This is a genomic window from Chelatococcus sp. YT9 (genome assembly GCF_018398315.1).
In the GTDB taxonomy this organism is placed as follows: Bacteria; Pseudomonadota; Alphaproteobacteria; order Rhizobiales; family Beijerinckiaceae; genus Chelatococcus.
Genome location: NZ_JAHBRW010000001.1, coordinates 4,008,689 through 4,027,225, shown reverse-complemented (window position 1 = coordinate 4,027,225; position 18,537 = coordinate 4,008,689). Strand labels below are relative to the sequence as shown.

Sequence of the window (18,537 nt, the reverse complement as noted above, 5' to 3'; positions counted from 1 at the left end):
GGGTGATCTGAGCCTGGATATCGTTGTTCAGCCAATTCAGCAGATTGTTGGCGATGCTCTCCGACGCAGTGGCCGAGGCGAGCGCTGAACGAGTCAGCGCGGCTGCGGAGGCCGCACCCGCGAGACCATTCATGGTCCCGTCCGGGGCAACCGCCGCATTGCTTGAAACGCCCGTGATCTGCGCCCCCCCCTGAGCGGGACCACTCCCCGGATCGCCCCCCATCGCGGGGCCTGCCTGGACCTGCTGTGCCGCATCCGTCGCAATGTCGGGCCCTACAGCGTCATCTAGCGTTCCTCTATTGGTTTCATCCATCGGGCAATACTCCCGTCATTTTTGAACAATAGGTCGCAATCGCGGACGCGTTCGTCGCATGTCCGCTGCGGAACTTCTTCGTTTCGCAATTGGTCCCCACGCGCTCGTCGGCAAAGATGTTGCCAGCTAATGATAGACGGTGGGAACGTCCATCTATCCTGATGATCGCGCTATGGTCGTGGAGATTGACGCGAAAAAGCTGGTCTCTAAGGCATTATCGCTCACGACCTGCTTCAGACACGGCCTTCAGGATAGGGGAAAGCAGAAAGCCGATCACGCGGCGCTCGCCCGTCTTGATCTCGACCGTGGCCCGCATGCCGGCCGTCAGCGCGACGTCACGACCGTCGACGCGGATGTTGCTTCGGCTGACGCGGACACGCGCGGAGAATACGAGACCCTGCCGCTCGTCGTTGATTGCATCGCGTGACACCGAGGCCACCACCCCCGGGATCGTGCCGTAACGGGTGAAGGAAAAAGCCTCCAGCTTCACCGTCGCCGCCTGCCCCTCCCTTACGAAGCCAATGTCACGGTTCAAGACCTGGGCCTCGATCTCGACATGATCGTCGCGGGGGACGATCACCATCAGAGCCTGCGCGGGCTGGACGACGCCGCCGAGCGTGTGCACGGCGAGTTGCTGGACGACGCCGTCGACTGGCGTCGTAATATACTGAAGCTCCTGGCGCTGCTCCGCCTTTGTGAGTTCTTGGGTAAGGTCGGCGACGGTCGCCTGCGCCGCTGTGAGATCCGAGAGCAGCTTGCGCTGGATCTCCGCCACCGTCTGTTCGCGCCGCCGCGCAGCGGCCGAGCTTGCGGCGGCTGCCGCGACGCGCTGTGCGGACAACCCATCACGGTCGCGCTTCATGGCGACCACCTGCTGGCGTAGCTCCAACACCTGGTAGCGGGGCGTCAAGCCCTTCTCCAGCAGCGTTTCCCGGGCTTTCAAACGCTCTTGCAAAAGTGGGAGGCTCTGGTCGAGCTTGGCGATGCCCGCCTCAACCGCTTCTACCTCAGCCCGTTGACGATCGAGTTCCCGGTCGAGCCCGGCGAGGCGCTCCTGCTGTTCCCGCGCTTCATTGCGGGCGAGTTCCTGCGCGCGTGACACTTCCTCCGGCGTGGCTCCGAGCGCATTGCCATCAGCAGGTGTGAGCACGACATTGGATCGGCCCAGCAACGCTTTGAGCCTCAACACATCGAGCCGCGCGGTTACCAGCCTCGCCGCGATGCGACTCCGTTCGGCGCCGCTCGCCGTTGTATCCAGTTCGATCAGCAGGTCGCCCGCACGCACGGTCGCTCCGTTCTCCACCAGGATGCGGCGCACCACGCCAGTATCGAAGGGCTGGATGGTCTTCGAGCGATCCGAGAGAACCATTCGCCCCTCGGCCACGGCGACCATATCGACGGAGCTGAAGCACGCCCACAGGATCGTCAAGGCGAGAAAGCCGGAAATGGCAGCCGCGATCACGCGGGCCATCGGCGAAGGAGGCGTCTCCAGGATCTCGAGAGCCTCCGGAAGAAACTCCACCTCGCTGCGCCGATCGAGCATGCGCTCCGGCCCGTTCTGGCGCCCGAGCCTCCTCACTCCAAGCGCCCCCGAGCTTGCTGATAGTTCAGCAGGGTGGCGAAACGTCCGCCGCGAGCTGCAAGCTCCGCAGGCGTTCCATCCTCCACCAACCTCCCATCTTCAATGGTGAGAATCCTGTCGGCCATCTGAACCGCCGACAGACGATGGGCGATGATGATGACCGTACGCCCCGCAGCCATCGCTTTCATATTGTCCTGAATGATACGCTCGGACTCATAATCGAGGGCGCTGGTGGCCTCATCAAAAATCAGGATCGCGGGCTTCATGACGAGCGCCCGCGCGATCGCCACCCTCTGCCGCTGTCCTCCAGATAGTGACGCGCCACGTTCGGCGAGGATCGTGTCATAGCCATGCGGGAGTTTGACGATGAAGTCATGGGCGCCGGCAAGCTGGGCCGCCTCTACCACCTCCTCGATCGGCAAGCCCGGATCGGCGATGGCGATGTTCTCACGCACCGTGCCGGTGAAGAGCATATTCTCCTGCAGGACGACGCCGAGCTGGCGCCTGAGCCATGAGGGATCCATCAAGCTGAGATCCATGCCATCGATCAGGACGCGCCCGCGCTCCGGCACGTAAAGACGCTGGATCAGCTTCGCGAGCGTACTCTTGCCGGAGCCTGATGGCCCCACGATACCGACGACCTGGCCGGCGGGAATATCGATGCTGATATCGGCGAGGGTTTCCGGTCCGGTTGGATCATAGCGGAACGAAACGTACTGGAAGCTGATCTGCCCGGTGATCTGAGGCGTGGCGCTGCCGACGGCATATGTCGGCTCAGCGCGAGTGTTCAGAATATCACCCAATCGCGCGACGGAAATGCGGACCTGTTGGAAGTCCTGCCACATCTGCGCCAATCGCAGAACCGGCCCGTGAACCTGTCCCGCCAGCATATTGAAGGCAACGAGTTCACCCACCGTCATCTCCCGCGCCATGACCACACGCGCTCCGGCGTAGAGAATGAGGATCACCGTCGCCTTGTTGATGGCGCGAGCAACCTGCCCAGACCAGTTGGCAAGCCTCGCAACTCGGAAGGAGGCGGCCGCATAGCCGGCGATCTGATCCTCCCAGCGGCGTTGCATCAGCTTCTCGATGGCTGTTGCCTTGACGGTCTCGATGCCAGTGACGGTCTCCACGAGAAAGGATTGGTTCTCGGCACCTCGGTTGAATTTTTCATCGAGACGTCGGCGGAAGAGCGGGGTGACGACGAGAGATAGCGCCACGTAGAGCGGTACGGAGCCGGCAACGATCAGCGTCAGGAGCGGGCTATAGACATACATCACTGCAAAGAAGATGCTGGTGAACACGCCATCGATCGCAAGTGTCAGAGCAGACCCGGTCAAGAAGGATCGGATATTCTCCAGCTCGCGGACCCGGGCCACCGAATCTCCAACGTGCCGTGCTTGAAAATAAGCAAGTGGCAATGCTGTCAGGTGCCCGAAGAGCCGGGCCCCCAGTTCGACATCGATGCGGTTTGACGTATGGCTAAAGAGGTAGGTCCGCAGTCCGCCGAGCAGGATTTCAAAGACAGCCATACCTGTGAGCCCAATTACCAGAACATCGAGCGTTGACAGGCTGTCGTGTACAAGCACCTTGTCGATGATGACCTGGAAGAACAGAGGCGTCAGCAAGGCAAAAATCTGAAGGAACAGGGAGCAGACGAGGACCTCTGTCAGCACGCGCTTGTATTTGCCGACGGCCTGGAGAAACCAGCCAAGCCCGAATCTGCGGTCCGCCACGCCAGCCCGGCCGCGTTTCGCCAGAAGCAGGATCTGGCCGCTCCAGCGTTCCGCGAAGGCCTCCGCGTCCATGAGCATATTGCCTTGCCGCTCGGGCTCGTAGACCAACGCACGCCCGCTGACATACTTCGCGATGATGAAGTAGCGGCCGTCTCTCGTCTGCGCGACCGCTGGCAGCGGAACGCGATCGAGCCGTTCCGGCGTCGCCCGCACCCACCGCGCCTTCAGCCCCAACCGGCGGCTGAGCCTTAGCAGATCCGCTGGCTTGAGCTGGTCGCTTGGCAGGCCGAGAATGTGGCGAAGCTGCTCGACGCTGACGGAAATCCCGAGAAAGCGCAGAACCAGCGCGAAGCACATCAGACCGTTAGTGGCCGGGGAACTTGGTTCCTCAGGTTGCGCATCGGACAGACAATCAGCCACGCATGAAATCCCGGCGTATATCGCGCGATTATTCCGTGCGAGTCAGAGCGCAGGCTTGGTTAATGACGATCTGAACAATCACAAAATGAATCGAACGAACTGAAATCAACGGGATATTGTAAGTTGGAAAATTCTAATGTCTTCGCAGATCACGCAGCTCACAGTGCTGTGAGACCCAACACACCGGCGCGGGCATCACATCGGCCGAATGGGCGCGCGTGTCCCAGCAACCTTGTTGTCCGATGAGAACCCGCTTCTGATGGCTGGCCTTCACCCGAGTGAGGGGCAACGCGTTCCGATCAGGATCGCGTACGGACGCAAGGCTGAAAATGACGCTGGTGGATCAGCCATTCATGAGGAGACGCGTCTATCTTCGGCGTACGGTGCACGTCAAAGGGCAATCGTACGCCCCACGGGCTCGCGCGCGATCCACGGCGTACGCGCTACCGATCTTTTGAGGTGAATGGATAGGCCAGCCTCGTCATATCGGGCGGGATGCCCCCGCCCGACGCGATCGTTAGGGACCGACGCGCCGGAAAACCAGCGACGCATTGGTGCCACCGAAGCCGAAGGAGTTCGACAGGGCGACCTCGACCGGCATTGACTTGGCCTTATGCGGGACCAGGTCGATCGGCGTCTCGACGGATGGATTGTCGAGATTGAGCGTCGGCGGCACAACGCCGTCACGGATGGCGAGAACCGAGAAAATCGCCTCGATCGCACCCGCAGCGCCGAGGAGATGCCCGACCGCGGACTTGGTGGACGACATCGTTAGCCGACTGGCGGCATCACCCGCCAGGCGCTCCACGGCCCTGAGCTCTATTTCATCGCCGAGAGGCGTCGATGTGCCGTGGGCATTGACGTAATCAACATCCGCCAGGGAGAGGCCCGCGCGCTTCAGCGCCATTTGCATGCAGCGGAAAGCGCCATCGCCATCTTCAGCGGGCGAGGTGATGTGATAAGCATCGCCGGATAGCCCATAGCCGATCACTTCGGCGTAGATTTTCGCGCCGCGCGCCTTGGCGTGCTCCAACTCTTCGAGCACCACGACGCCTGCGCCCTCGCCCATGACGAAGCCGTCCCGGTCCTTGTCATAAGGCCGCGATGCCCGTGTGGGCTCGTCATTGAAGCCGGTCGAGAGTGCGCGGCATGCGGCGAAACCAGCAAGCGACAGCCGGTTAAGCGGCGATTCCGTGCCGCCGGCCACCATCACCTCGGCATCGCCGAGGGCGATCAGACGAGCGGCATCTCCAATGGCATGGGCGCCGGTGGAGCAGGCCGTCACGACAGCATGGTTCGGCCCCTTGAGGCCGTGGGCGATGGACACATAGCCCGAGGCCAGGTTGATCAGGCGTCCCGGAATGAAGAAGGGGGAAAGGCGCCGCGGGCCCTTCTCGGCAAGAGTGATCGATGCCTCGTAGATGCCCCCGATGCCGCCGATGCCGGACCCGATCAGGACGCCTGAAGCGTACTGATCGTCCGCTGTCTCGGGATGCCAATCAGCATCATCAAGCGCCTGCTTGGCCGCCGCCATGGCGAAAACAATGAAAGGATCGACCTTGCGCTGGTCGCGCGGATCCATCCACTGATCGGGATTGAAGGTACCGTCCGCACCGTCGCCGCGCTTGATCGAGCAAGCGATGCGACAGGCTATATCGGATACGTCGAAGGCCTCGATGCGCGATGCACCGCTTTCACCTGCAACGATCCGCTTCCAAGTCGTCTCGACGCCACAGCCAAGCGGCGACACCAAGCCAAGACCCGTTACGACCACACGTCTCATGGAATACTCACCGCGATGCCGCTGACGGAACCGCCGGCATCGGCGGATCGGCCAATAAGCGCCGAAGCACCAAAGCCATCAGGCAGAGGCATTCTTCTCGAGGAACTTGATGGCATCGCCAACGGTAACGATCGTCTCGGCGGCGTCATCGGGGATCTCTACGTTGAACTCTTCCTCGAAGGCCATCACGAGCTCGACCGTATCGAGGCTGTCAGCGCCGAGGTCGTCGATGAAATGGGCGCCTTCGACCACTTTCTCCGCGTCAACGCCCAGGTGCTCGACGACAATCTTCTTCACGCGCTCGGCGATATCACTCATCGTTTCGTCCTCGTTCCGCTCGCAAAAGGCTTGTGACCGTTAAGCCTGCGATTTCCAAGACCTGATATTCAAGGCATGCAGGAGCAGGCTTGCGCCAACCCGTGCGGCCTTTTTGGGTGAGTTCCATGACAGTCGGTCCTGGCCTGAGCAACTTAGCATCCAGCCATCGTCTGACTGAATGGCAAGGTGCCCTGCCCCCACCGAACCCCGAACCTCTCAAAGGCTTGTTAACACACTCGCTTTCGTAAGGCGAGAGCCTGCAACAGCCATGCTCGCAGCTGCGCACAAGTCGCGCAAACCACTCAGATCATTGCCATTCCGCCGTTGACGTGGAGGGTTTGACCTGTCACGTAGCCGGCCTCACGGGATGCAAGATAGACTGTCGCGGCCGCGCAGTCGTCTCCGCTGCCGAGACGGCCTGCCGGAACATTGGCGAGAATTGATTCTCTCTGCTTGTCGTTCAGCGCATCGGTCATCGGCGAGGTAATGAAGCCGGGCGCGATGCAGTTGACGGTGATGCCGCGGCTCGCGACCTCCCCCGCCAGCGCTTTGGACATGCCGATCAGCCCCGCCTTCGAAGCCGCATAGTTGCCTTGGCCGGGGTTGCCAGTCACGCCGACGATCGACGTGATATTGATGATGCGGCCGAAGCGGCGGCGCATCATGCCCTTGACGGCGGCGCGGGACAGCCGGAAGGCCGCTGTCAGATTAACGGCGAGCACCGTCTCCCATTCCTCATCCTTCATACGCATGAAGAGATTGTCACGGGTGATGCCGGCGTTGTTCACCAGAACATCGAGCCCGCCGAGCTTCTCCTCGGCAGCCGGGACAAGTGCCTCAACCGCGTCCTTGTCGCCGAGATTGACGGGAAGGACATGGACCCGCGAGCCGAGTTCGCCGGCCAGCGCCTCAAGCGCTTCGAGACGCGTGCCGGACAGAACCACCTCGCCGCCTTGCGCGTGCAGGGCCCGGGCGATTGCTCCGCCGATGCCGCCGGTCGCGCCTGTAACGACAATCTTCATGCCGTTGAGATCGAACATCAGACTTGTTCCTTCCGCTTGCCTTGCTGCTGGGCGCGTTCCTGCCTCATCAGCCAGCACGCCCCGCCGCGATCGCTGCGATATCTGCCGGCGTACCGATGGCGGTTGCCGTAGCGCCTGAGGCGATCCGTTTAGCGAGACCTGTCAGGACTTTGCCGGCACCAAGCTCATAAAATGAATCAACGCCCGCGGAAGCCATCCAGGCGACGCTCTCGCGCCAACGGACGGTGCCGGTCACCTGCTCGACGAGGCTCGTGCGGATCGTCTCAGGATCCGATATCGCCGCAGCGGTCACATTGGCGACGAGCGGCACGCGCGGGGCGGACACGGTCACAGCGGCGAGCGCCTCCCGCATCGCATCGGCCGCGGGCTGCATCAATACACAATGGAAGGGCGCGGATACGGGCAGGATGATGGCGCGCTTGGCGCCGCGCGCCTGAGCGAGCGCGACGGCGCGCTCAACCGCCGCCTTGTGACCGGAGACAACAACCTGACCGGGGCCATTGTCATTGGCCGCGGCGCAGACATCGCCCTCGGCTGCCTCGGCAGCGATTGCCGCCGCATCGGGATAATCCAGGCCAAGGAGTGCAGCCATAGCGCCGACGCCGACAGGAACGGCCTTTTGCATCGCATCGCCGCGAATGCGCAGAAGGCGCGCCGTATCGCTGATCGACAGGCTGCCTGCGGCGGCCAGCGCCGCATATTCACCGAGCGAATGGCCGGCCACGAAAGCTGCTTCCTTCGTGAGATCAAAGCCGGCTTCGGCTTCGAGCACCCTGAGCACCGCCATGCTGACCGCCATCAAGGCTGGCTGGGCGTTGGCTGTCAGGGTAAGTTCTTCCGCCGGTCCCTCGAAGGCGAGCTGCGACAGGTTCTGCGATAGCGTGTCATCGACCTCAGCGAAGACGGCGCGGGCGGGCGCGAAAGCTTCGGCGAGCGCTTTGCCCATGCCGACGGCCTGGCTGCCCTGCCCCGGGAAGGTAAGTGCGAGCGACATCCTGGCTCCGTGGGCTCATTCTTCAATAACAGAGCGGCCGTCTCGCATCGCCTCACCAGCCTGTCAAGCGACACTTTCCCGGCTGAATAGATTTCACTGGAAATGCAAATGGTCCATCGAGCCTTGCGGGTTTTCGCACAACCCCCGCCGCACCGCAGGTATAAGCCGGCCTGGACCGGCTCCCGATTCAACATCCAGCATCCCGACTGCAAACTTGATTTCCTGCAGCCGGCATGGTCCGCCTTGAGTGGACAGAGAATCCCATCTCACAGCGAGGGAGGCCGGCTTTGACCGTCAAGACGAGAATCAACGAGGTGTTCAACCAGGTGCCTCCTCTCGTCGGGGTTAATCTGGTCGCGCTGGACCAAACCTTGCTGGATGCCATGGCACATAATGGGGCCGATGCGATCAGCGGTGGCTTCCTCTCTTACGGCGAGGCGTGGGGCGCAGCAGAGCGTTTCGACATGGCACGCCTCGCCAATGTGCATCCACCCGTACTCCATACCCATGATGCTTTTGGGCGCCGCTTAGACACGGTCGAGTTTCATCCGTCCTACCACTGGCTGATGGAGGCAAGCGTCGAGAACGGGCTGCAGGCCTCCACCTGGGATCCCCCCGGTCCCAACGGGCTTGCCGAAACAGCTCCGCGCATGCCGCATGTCGAGCGCGCCGCGCGCCTGTTCGTGGCGGCCCAGGTGGAGAGTGGCCATGTCTGCCCGATGACCATGACGCATGCCTCGGTCGCTACCCTCCAGGCCGCGCCCGATCGCCTGCGAGACTGGCTGCCGCTGATCCGGTCGCGGACCTACGACGCACGCTTCCTGCCCTTCTGGGAAAAGCGCGGCGTTACGCTCGGCATGGGAATGACCGAGAAGCAGGGGGGTACGGACGTTCGAGCCAACACGACGGTCGCCGTGCAGACGGATGGCGACGAATATGCGTTGACGGGACACAAATGGTTCTTCTCGGCACCGATGAGCGACGGATTTCTCGTGCTGGCGAAGGTGGGAAAGGAACCGACGGCGTTCCTCGTGCCCCGCTTTCGCCCCGACGGAAATGTCAATGCGCTGCATTTCCAGCGGCTCAAGGACAAGCTTGGCAATCGCTCGAATGCTTCGGCCGAGGTCGAGTTCAAAGACGCCTTCGCATGGCGCATCGGCGAAGAAGACAAGGGGATCAGCACGATCCTCAAGATGGTGCAGCTTACGCGCCTCGACTGCGCCGTGGCTTCGGCGGGGCTCCTGCGCATGGGAACCGCACTCGCTATACACCATGCCCAACATCGATCGGTTTTCCAGCGCAAGCTTGTCGACCAGCCTGCGATGCGAGCGGTGCTGGCGGATCTCGCCCTCGAGCAGGAGGCCGCGACCGCACTTTCGTTGCGGCTCGCTGCAAGCTTCGATCGAGCCGAGAAGGCTCCGCATGAAGCAGCGCGGTCGCGGGTGCTCACACCGGTTGTGAAGTTCGCCCTATGCAAGGCAACCCCCGGTTTCGTGTTCGAGGCCATGGAATGTCTCGGCGGTAATGGCTATATCGAGGAGAGCCCGATGCCGCGCCTCTATCGCGAGGCGCCGGTCAACGCGATATGGGAAGGCGCCGGAAACGTGATGGCGCTTGACCTCATGCGCGCGGCCAGCAAGCAGGCCGAGGTCGTCGCTGCTACGCTCGTCACCCTGGGTGAGGAAACCCGGGGCTTGCCCGGCGCCGCCGAGGCTGCACGGGATGTGGAGGATGCGCTGAAGGATCCGGAGGCGGAGGCGCGGGCGCGCTTTGCGGTGACGCGGTTGGCAGCGCTTGCAGCCACGGCGGCTCTCGTCGGATCGGCTCCTGCGGAGATCGCGGAAGCCTATGCACGTACCCGGCTCGCCAAGGCGCCATGGCCCTTGGGTGCCAATGATCTCGGTAGCGTCGCCGATCGCTTGATTGGCCGGGCTTTGCCGTTGATCTAACCCTATCTCAACCGTAGGACCTGCGAGGCCCTGCACATGTGGTATTCGCGATTTCAGTCTGGACAATATCGTGCCCAAATATCGTAAGACGACTGAAACTCGCAAGCCGCAAGCCGCACCAGGCAGCACGGACAGCAATCTCCCCAGCAAGGAAGCCGTCATGGCCTTCCTGGCGGAGGCGAAGGGCAAAGTCGGCAAGCGTGAGATCGCACGGGCCTTCGGCATCGGTGGTGGCCAGCGCATCTGGCTGAAGCGAATGCTGCGCGAGCTTGAGGACGAGGGCCACGTCAGCCGGCGCGGAAAGCGTTTGGCGCGTGCCGAAAAGCTGCCGCCTGTGGTGCTCGCCGACATCATCGGCCGCGATCGCGACGGCGAGCTCCTCGCCGAACCCGTGGAATGGAATGCGGATGAGCATGGCGCGGCGCCGCAGATCCTCCTGCAGATGCCTCGGCGTCCCCGCCCTGGCCAGAAACCTCCGGGTGTCGGCGATCGCGCGGTCATACGGATCGAGGAGAGCGACGAGGATGAAGGCCCGCCCTATCTGGGCCGCGTGATCAAGGTCATCGAGAAGGCCAAGTCCCAGGTTCTCGGTGTCTTCCGCTCCGTCGTCGGCGGTGGGGGGCGGCTTGTAGCCGTCGACAAACGCAGCCTCGGCCGCGAGCTGCCGATTGCGCCTGAGGACACAGCGGAGGCTGAAGACGGCGATCTCGTCGCGGTATCGGTCTCCCGGCACGGCCGCTTCGGCGCGCCGTCGGCCAAGGTACGCGAGCGGCTGGGATCGATCCGTTCCGAGCGCGCGATCAGCCTCATCGCCATCCACACCCATGGTATTCCGGATAGCTTCTCGCCCGGCGCCCTCAAGGAAGCCGAGCTCGCGCAGCCGGTCAGCCTGCGCGGGCGTGAGGATTGGCGCAACCTGCCGCTGGTGACCATCGACCCGGTGGACGCGAAGGACCATGACGACGCCGTTCACGCCGCGCCGGATGATGATCCGGACAATCGCGGCGGCTTCGTGCTGACGGTTGCCATCGCTGACGTCGCCCACTACGTGACGCCGGGATCGGCGCTCGACAAGGATGCCTTGCAGCGCGGCAACTCGGTCTACTTTCCGGACCGGGTGGTGCCGATGCTGCCGGAGCGCATCTCGAACGACCTGTGCTCGCTGAAGCCGCACGAGGATCGGCCCGCGCTCGCGCTCCGCATCATCATCGACGGCGATGGCCGCAAGAAGCGCCACACATTTCACCGGGTCATGATGCGTTCCGCAGCCAAGCTCGCTTACCAGCAGGCGCAGGGAGCGATCGACAGCCATGCCCAGCCTGATGATCCCGCTGCGGCATTGCTGGAGCCGGTGCTCAAGCCGCTTTGGGCGGCTTATGGCGCGCTCGCCCGGGCGCGTGAGCAGCGTGGACCTCTCGCGCTCGAGTTGCCGGAGCGTAAGCTCGTGCTCAAGGAGGATGGCACGATCGACCGCATCGTGACGCCGCCCCGCCTCGATGCGCACAGGCTGATCGAGGAATTCATGATCCTTGCCAATGTCTGCGCGGCCGAGACCTTGGAGGCGACCCACTCGCCACTCATCTACCGGGTGCACGACGAGCCGTCGCTTGAGAAGATGCAGGCACTTGGTGAGGTTTTGGCGTCGATCGGCCTCAAGTTACCGAAGGCAGGCGCACTGAGGCCGGCGCTTTTCAACCGCATTCTGGCCGCGGTGGAGGGAACGGAGCACAATGCCTTCCTGAACGAAGTGGTGCTGCGCACCCAGGCCCAGGCCGAATACGCCTCGGAGAATTACGGCCATTTCGGACTGAACTTACGCCGCTACGCGCATTTCACGTCGCCGATCCGCCGTTACGCCGACCTCGTGGTGCACCGTGCGCTGATCCGGGCAGGACGCCTCGGGTCGGATGGCCTGCCCGCCGGCACGACCGCAGAGCAGCTTGCCGAGGTTTCCGCGATGATTTCGGCGGCCGAACGCCGCGCGATGGCGGCCGAGCGCGAGACCACGGAGCGGCTCATCGCACACCATCTGGCCGATCGTATCGGTGCAGAGTTCAGTGGCCAGATCTCTGGTGTCACCAAGGCCGGGCTTTTTGTGAAGCTGGACGAAACCGGCGCTGACGGGTTCATTCCAGCCGCCACGCTCGGCGCCGACTATTTCCGCTACGAGGAGGGCCAGCACGCGCTCGTCGGCAGCCGTACGGGTGAGACGCACCGTCTCGGCGATCGCGTGCAGGTCCGTCTGCTTGAGGCTGCGCCCGTCGCTGGGGCGTTGCGCTTCGAGCTTCTGTCAGAGGGGCGACGCGGGGCCGCGTTGCGTGGCAAGCATCGTGGGTTCAAGGAGAAGGGCGGCCGGAAGGCGGCGTCGTCGCGAGGGCGGTCAGAACGGACTGCGAAGGGCGCTAAAGCAATAAAGGTGAAATCGACATGGCATCCCACGGAGGATTGACGCTGGACGACGACAGCCTTCCCCGCCCGTGGTGGCCGGCGATCAGCAATGGTCTGCGCTGTCGCTGTCCGGCCTGCGGCGAGGGGCGGATTTTTTCCGGTTTTCTCAAGGTCGTGCCGGTTTGCGCTCGGTGTGATGAGGATCTGAGCGCCCAACGCTCAGATGACCTGCCGCCCTATATCGTGATCACCATTGTCGGTCATATCATCGGCGGAGGGATTTTGGCCGCTGAGGCGATCTCGGAACTTCCCCTGTGGATGCACGCGGTGGCCTGGCCTCTTCTGACCGTCGTGCTCTGCCTCGTCATGATGCAGCCGATCAAGGGGGCTGTCGTTGCCCATCAATGGGCCCTGCGCATGCATGGCTTCAACAAGCAAGACCAATCCGACACGATCGGTGGCGCAGGCGAGCACAGGCTGTGACTGATCCTTCTAGAATGTCCGTGCCGTCCGCAGCGCCATCGGCGCCAAGGCCGCAGGTGCTGCGGCCGCGCGATTCGGCCACCCTCATCATTCTCGAAGGTAACCGCCGCAAGCCGCGTTTCCTGATGGGTCGTCGCCACAGCCGTCAGGCCTTCATGGCGGACCTTTTCGTGTTCCCGGGCGGCGCCTGCGAGGCTGCGGACCGGCGCATGAGCGCGGTCGGCGCGCTCGACCGGATGATCGAGGCGCGCCTTATGGAGCGCAGCCGAAGCCGCGCCACTGATCGTCCACGAACGCTCGCGCTTACCGCCATCCGCGAGACCTTCGAGGAAACGGGCCTGCTCGTCGGTACCAAGGACTACGGCGGGCCGGAGGACGCTCCGGAATCGTGGAACGGTTTCGCAGAGAATGGCGTGATTCCGGAGCTCGAGGGGCTTTATTTCGTGGCGCGCGCGATCACTCCACCGGGCCGTACTCGCCGCTTCGACACCCGCTTCTTCGTGGTACACGACACCGCCATCGCCCACGAAGTTCCGGGTGTTGTCGGTCCCGATGCAGAATTTGTCGAAACGACGTGGGTTTCCTTCGAGGAGGCAGAAAAGCTCGCGTTGCCGGACATCACCCGTGTCGTCCTTGGCGAACTCGCCCTGCGCCTGAAAGCAGGCCTGCCGCATGCGGCTCCGGTCCCGATGTTCTATCAGTCTCACGGAAAGCGTCGGCGAGACGAGCTTGTCGCCCTCCCTTCCTTCGTTTGAAGGCGGCATGGCGCCGATGTTGCAGGATGGCCATCACGAGAAGGTGCGCGGCTGATACGGCGCTGCGAGGGCTGAAACATCGCCGGAGTTCGTGAGCACCCTTGCATCCGGCCATTGACCGGTGTAGTCAGCGCGATCAAACTGATTTGTTGGACATGCCATAGAAGGAGGCGCTCATGGCTCGCGTCACCGTCGAAGATTGCATCGACAAGGTCGAGAACCGTTTCGAGCTCGTTCTCCTCGCCAGCCACCGCGCGCGGCTGATCTCCGCTGGCGCGCCGCTGACCATCGATCGCGACAGGGACAAAAATCCGGTCGTCGCGTTGCGTGAGATCGCCGATTCCAAGCTCACGCCTGAAGATCTGAAGGAAGACCTGATCCATTCCATGCAGAAATACGTGGAAGTGGACGAGCCGGAAGCCAATGAAGTGCCTCTGCTGGCGCCATCGACCGGTTCGGGCGGTAGCGACGACCCGGATATCGCCTTCGATCGCATGAGCGAGGAAGACCTGCTGCGCGGCCTCGAAGGCCTCGTGCCACCGGCCGGCAGCGACGACGACGAATAGTCTGGTCAACGTTCTCGTTAACCCTGTTGAGAGAAGCCCGGCGTCGTCCGGGCTTTTTTTATTCGTCAGAGGCCGCATGGACCTTCTCTGTCGCTTGTCCTTGGCGCGATTAAAGCCGATATTTCAATGAAATGGCTTGTCATATTCAGACGGCCCGGAATGTTCAGTCGATGATGCGGCAATATGAATTGGTCGAGCGCGTCAAGCGTTACGATCCCAATGCGGACGAGGCCCTCCTCGACCGCGCCTACGTCTACGCCATGCGTGCCCATGGATCGCAGAAGCGCGCCTCCGGCGATCTGTTCTTCTCGCATCCGCTCGAGGTCGCGGCGATTCTCACCGATCTCAAGCTTGACGACGCGACCATCGTCGCTGCGGTGCTCCATGACACCATCGAGGACACGGACGCGACGCGGGAAGAGATCGACCGCCTCTTCGGCCCCGAGATCGGCGCACTCGTCGATGGGCTCACCAAGATCAAGAAGCTCGACTTCGTCTCGAAGAAGGCCACTCAGGGCGAGAATTTCCGCAAGCTCCTTCTCGCGATCGCGGCCGACGTCAGAGTGCTGCTCGTCAAACTCGCCGACCGCCTGCACAACATGCGGACGCTGCACTTCATGCAGCCGGCCAAGCGCGTCCGCATCGCGGAGGAAACATTGGAGATTTATGCGCCGCTTGCCGGCCGCATGGGTATCCAATGGATGCGCGATGAGCTGGAGGACCTTGCCTTCCGCACCTTGAAGCCGGAAGCCTTCGAGACGATCAACAAGCGTCTCGAAGAGGTTACGCGGAACAACGGCCAGCTTATCGAAGCGATCGAGAATGACCTCACGGCCCGGCTCGCGGACCGGGCCATTCCCGCCGTCGTAACCGGCCGGCGCAAGCGGCCTTATTCTATCTGGCGGAAGATGGAGCGGAAATCCGTCGCCTTTGAGCAATTGTCGGACATCTTTGCCTTCCGCATCATCGTCAAGACGATCGACGACTGCTACCGCGCGCTCGGCGTCGTCCATACCACCTGGCCCATGGTGCCGGGCCGCTACAAGGACTACGTCTCGACCCCCAAGCAGAACGACTATCGCTCCATCCACACGACAGTGATCGGTCCGGGCCATCAGCGCGTCGAGTTGCAGCTGCGCACCGAGGAAATGGATGCGATCGCCGAGTACGGCATCGCGGCCCACTCAGCCTACAAGGAAGGCGGTTCGAGCGCAGCGCAAGGCGCCGGCGAAAGCCGAGCCTACCAGTGGTTACGGCGCACGGTTGATCTTCTCGCGGAAGGAGACAATCCGGAAGAGTTCCTTGAGCATACCAAGCTGGAACTTTTTCACGACCAGGTGTTCTGCTTTACGCCGAAGGGCCGCCTGATCGCCCTGCCCCGACGGGCAACGCCCATTGACTTCGCCTATGCCGTACACACGGACGTCGGGAATACGGCTGTGGGGTGCAAGATCAACGGCCGCATCGCCCCGTTGCTCTCCGAATTGCAGAACGGCGACGAGGTCGAAATCATTCGGGCCCAGGAGCAGGTCCCGCCGGCAGCTTGGGAATCGCTGGTCACGACCGGCAAGGCGCGCGCCGCCATCCGGCGTGCCACCCGCACCGCCGTGAGGCGGCAATATGCGGGCCTCGGTCGCCAGATCATCGAACGCGCCTTCGAGCGCGCGGGCAAAGCCTTCGGCGAAGATAAGCTGAAGGCCGCCTTGCCGCGCCTCGCCCGCATCTCCGTGGAGGACGTGCTGGCTTCTGTCGGCCGGGGCGAGATGTTTTCCGGGGACGTGGTGAAAGCCGTCTATCCCGAATTCAAGGACGAGCGCCGGCCGACCGTGGACGGTGCTGTCGGCCACGGATGGTTCGGCCTGAAGAGCGATACGTCCTTCAAGTTCAAGGTTCCCGGCGGCCCCGAAAACGCAGGAGATGGTTACGCCATTCCCATCCGCGGCATCGCCAGCGACCTCCCTGTGCGCTTTGCGCCAGCTGGCGGCGCGGTTCCTGGCGACCGCATCGTGGGCATTCTGACGCCGGGCGAAGGCGTGACGATCTATCCGATCCAGTCACCCGCGCTCGCGGACGTGGAGAACGAGCCGGATCGATGGCTCGATGTGCGGTGGGACATCGATGAACACAACGCGCAGCGTTTTCCGGCGCGCATCAAGCTCAATTCCATCAACGAACCCGGATCGCTCGCCCAGATCACTCAAGTGATTGCTGAACACGACGGCAATATCGAGAACATAGGGATGAGCCGCCGGACGCCCGATTTCACCGATCTCGTCATCGACTTGTCGGTGTGGGATTTGAAACATCTCAACGCGATCATCAGCGAACTGCGGGCAAAGCCTGTTGTCAGCAAAATTGAGCGCAGCGTCGGCTAACTTATCCCCTGACAAAGCCGGCTTAAGCGGTGCACATCTGATGAAACCGGCCTATAGTGCCGGCGTTGCTGCATTTGACGCAGACCTATTGCCCGCTTAATGCTTCCCCAATGGGATTGCGCCTTACAGGCGTTCCCTTCCGATTTGATCGACGCGCCGCGTGGTCCGCTAGGGCCGTAAGTTCGGCTGTCAGAGCGTAACGGTATTATTATGCGTAGGATGAGCGCCTAGTTGCGGCTCCGTTCAGAGTAGAGTCGTCGGCTTCAAAAGTTAACGGAGCCGACCGTTCCAAGCGGCAGCGTAAGGGGAAATCCCATCCCCGTTGCGACCGCTGGACTTTTCTGGACGGTGGAGCAATATGCGCTTGTCATTTCTATCGCAACTGTGCGACAGCAACTGTTGAATGCCCGCAGGACATTTGGTGATACTGAAACATTTTTCACAACGCCGTCTTCGGACGACAGGTTCGACTCTGTAAAACGCCTAATCGAGATACAATCAATGACAAGCCCACAACGTCTCGCGTTATTTATCGATGGGGCGAACCTCTATGCCACGACGAAGACATTAGGCTTCGACATCGACTACAAGCGTCTTTTGAAGGAATTCAAGGGGCGGGGGAATCTCGTGCGCGCCTTCTATTACACGGCGCTGATCGAAGATCAGGAATATTCCTCTATTCGACCACTGATAGATTGGCTCGATTATAACGGTTATCGGGTCGTCACAAAGCCCACCAAGGAATTTGTCGATTCTGCCGGCCGACGCAAGGTCAAGGGCAACATGGATATCGAGCTCGCGATCGATGCGCTGGAGCTCGCCCCCTATATCGACGAGATGATCCTGTTCTCTGGCGACGGAGATTTCCGCTCGCTCGTGGAGGCCATGCAGCGCCGGGGCGTGCGCGTGTCGGTGATCTCGACTATTTCAACCCAGCCGCCCATGATCGCCGACGAACTGCGGCGCCAAGCGGATGAGTTCATTGAGATCATGCAGCTTGCCTCCCGCATCGGTCGTGATCCTACCGAGCGGACGGACCGTCCGAGGCCGCTCGGCTTCGAGGACAAGGCCGACAACACCCGCTCGCGCTATACCGTTGAGAAACGTTATGGCATCCGGCAGCCGAGCGACGAAGACGGCCTTGAGTCTCCTTGACCGCGCTAACGCAGCGCAAGGTGCAGCACGACGCGGCTGAGCCGGGCCCCGATTGCCCGCTCTGCCCGCGTCTTGTTGCATTCCGGCAAGAGTGGCGCGCGCGTGAGCCTCGCTGGCACAATGCGCCGGTTCCTGCCTTCGGGCCATCCGAAGCCCGCCTGATGATCGTCGGGCTGGCGCCCGGCCTACGCGGTGCCAACCGGACGGGCCGCCCGTTCACAGGCGACTACGCCGGAGACCTTCTCTACGCCACACTCGCTGAGTTCGGCTTTGCGCATGGCCACTACCGTGCCGCTCCAGACGACGGTCTTGCGCTTGACGACGGCATTATTGTCAACGCTGTCCGCTGCGTACCGCCACAGAACAAGCCGACCGGCGTGGAAATCACGACCTGCCGCTCGTTTTTAACCGCCCAGATCAACAGCTTGCCACGGCTATCGGCGGCCGTGGCGCTCGGCCGTATCGCCCATGAGAGTGTCGTCCGCGCCTTGGGCAGCAAGCCCGGCCGCGTCCCCTTCAGCCATGGGGCCGAACACGACATCGGCCCGGTCCGGCTGTTCGACAGCTACCACTGCTCGCGCTACAACACGAACACCCGCGTTCTGACGCCTGAAATGTTTCGGGCCGTGTTCCGGCGTGTGCGTGCCTTCCTCGACGGTGAGACCTGATCTCGACAG

14 protein-coding genes are annotated in these 18,537 nt (G+C 62.6%); 8 read left to right on the top strand and 6 right to left on the bottom strand.

Going from position 1 to position 18,537, the window contains the following annotated elements:
• Positions 1 to 527: 527 nt before the first annotated feature.
• From KIO76_RS18625 to fabD, 6 genes are all read right to left on the bottom strand, one after another.
• Positions 528 to 1,856, bottom strand: coding sequence for an HlyD family type I secretion periplasmic adaptor subunit (locus KIO76_RS18625; RefSeq protein ID WP_213324635.1), 1,329 nt, complete (start codon positions 1,854 to 1,856; stop codon positions 528 to 530).
• A gap of 32 nt (positions 1,857 to 1,888) precedes the next feature.
• Entirely contained in the window at positions 1,889 to 3,988 is a 2,100-nt protein-coding gene (locus KIO76_RS18620) for a type I secretion system permease/ATPase (protein ID WP_213325341.1), read from the bottom strand.
• A gap of 580 nt (positions 3,989 to 4,568) precedes the next feature.
• Positions 4,569 to 5,834 (bottom strand): beta-ketoacyl-ACP synthase II, encoded by a 1,266-nt coding sequence (gene fabF, locus KIO76_RS18615; RefSeq protein WP_213324634.1) that lies wholly within the window; start codon positions 5,832 to 5,834, stop codon positions 4,569 to 4,571.
• 78 nt (positions 5,835 to 5,912) lie between these two features.
• Positions 5,913 to 6,152 carry an acyl carrier protein gene (locus KIO76_RS18610; RefSeq protein ID WP_110374045.1) on the bottom strand — a complete coding sequence of 80 codons (240 nt, stop codon included), beginning with the start codon at positions 6,150 to 6,152 and terminating at the stop codon, positions 5,913 to 5,915.
• 302 nt (positions 6,153 to 6,454) lie between these two features.
• Positions 6,455 to 7,192, bottom strand: coding sequence for a 3-oxoacyl-[acyl-carrier-protein] reductase (gene fabG, locus KIO76_RS18605; RefSeq protein ID WP_213324633.1), 738 nt, complete (start codon positions 7,190 to 7,192; stop codon positions 6,455 to 6,457).
• 49 nt (positions 7,193 to 7,241) lie between these two features.
• Positions 7,242 to 8,189 (bottom strand): ACP S-malonyltransferase, encoded by a 948-nt coding sequence (gene fabD, locus KIO76_RS18600; protein WP_213324632.1) that lies wholly within the window; start codon positions 8,187 to 8,189, stop codon positions 7,242 to 7,244.
• A gap of 287 nt (positions 8,190 to 8,476) precedes the next feature.
• Here fabD and KIO76_RS18595 point away from each other — a divergent pair, with 287 nt between their 5' ends.
• From KIO76_RS18595 to KIO76_RS18560, 8 genes are all read left to right on the top strand, one after another.
• Complete coding sequence (locus KIO76_RS18595; RefSeq protein WP_249729645.1) at positions 8,477 to 10,138, top strand: acyl-CoA dehydrogenase family protein; 1,662 nt, start codon at positions 8,477 to 8,479, stop codon at positions 10,136 to 10,138.
• Between the two features lie 70 nt (positions 10,139 to 10,208).
• Entirely contained in the window at positions 10,209 to 12,587 is a 2,379-nt protein-coding gene (gene rnr / locus KIO76_RS18590; RefSeq protein WP_291976345.1) for a ribonuclease R, read from the top strand.
• A complete protein-coding gene (locus KIO76_RS18585; RefSeq protein WP_213324630.1) occupies positions 12,566 to 13,009 on the top strand; it encodes a DUF983 domain-containing protein in 444 nt (147 codons plus the stop codon). The genes rnr and KIO76_RS18585 overlap by 22 nt, the downstream gene beginning before the upstream one ends.
• A 14-nt stretch (positions 13,010 to 13,023) precedes the next feature.
• Entirely contained in the window at positions 13,024 to 13,764 is a 741-nt protein-coding gene (locus KIO76_RS18580; RefSeq protein WP_213324629.1) for an NUDIX hydrolase, read from the top strand.
• A gap of 176 nt (positions 13,765 to 13,940) precedes the next feature.
• A complete protein-coding gene (gene rpoZ / locus KIO76_RS18575; RefSeq protein ID WP_213324628.1) occupies positions 13,941 to 14,330 on the top strand; it encodes a DNA-directed RNA polymerase subunit omega in 390 nt (129 codons plus the stop codon).
• 170 nt (positions 14,331 to 14,500) lie between these two features.
• A complete protein-coding gene (locus KIO76_RS18570; protein ID WP_213324627.1) occupies positions 14,501 to 16,705 on the top strand; it encodes a RelA/SpoT family protein in 2,205 nt (734 codons plus the stop codon).
• A gap of 501 nt (positions 16,706 to 17,206) precedes the next feature.
• Positions 17,207 to 17,860 carry a LabA-like NYN domain-containing protein gene (locus KIO76_RS18565; protein WP_213324626.1) on the top strand — a complete coding sequence of 218 codons (654 nt, stop codon included), beginning with the start codon at positions 17,207 to 17,209 and terminating at the stop codon, positions 17,858 to 17,860.
• Entirely contained in the window at positions 17,857 to 18,528 is a 672-nt protein-coding gene (locus KIO76_RS18560) for a uracil-DNA glycosylase (protein ID WP_213324625.1), read from the top strand. Before KIO76_RS18565 ends, KIO76_RS18560 begins: the two co-directional genes overlap by 4 nt.
• The last annotated feature ends 9 nt before the right edge of the window (positions 18,529 to 18,537 follow it).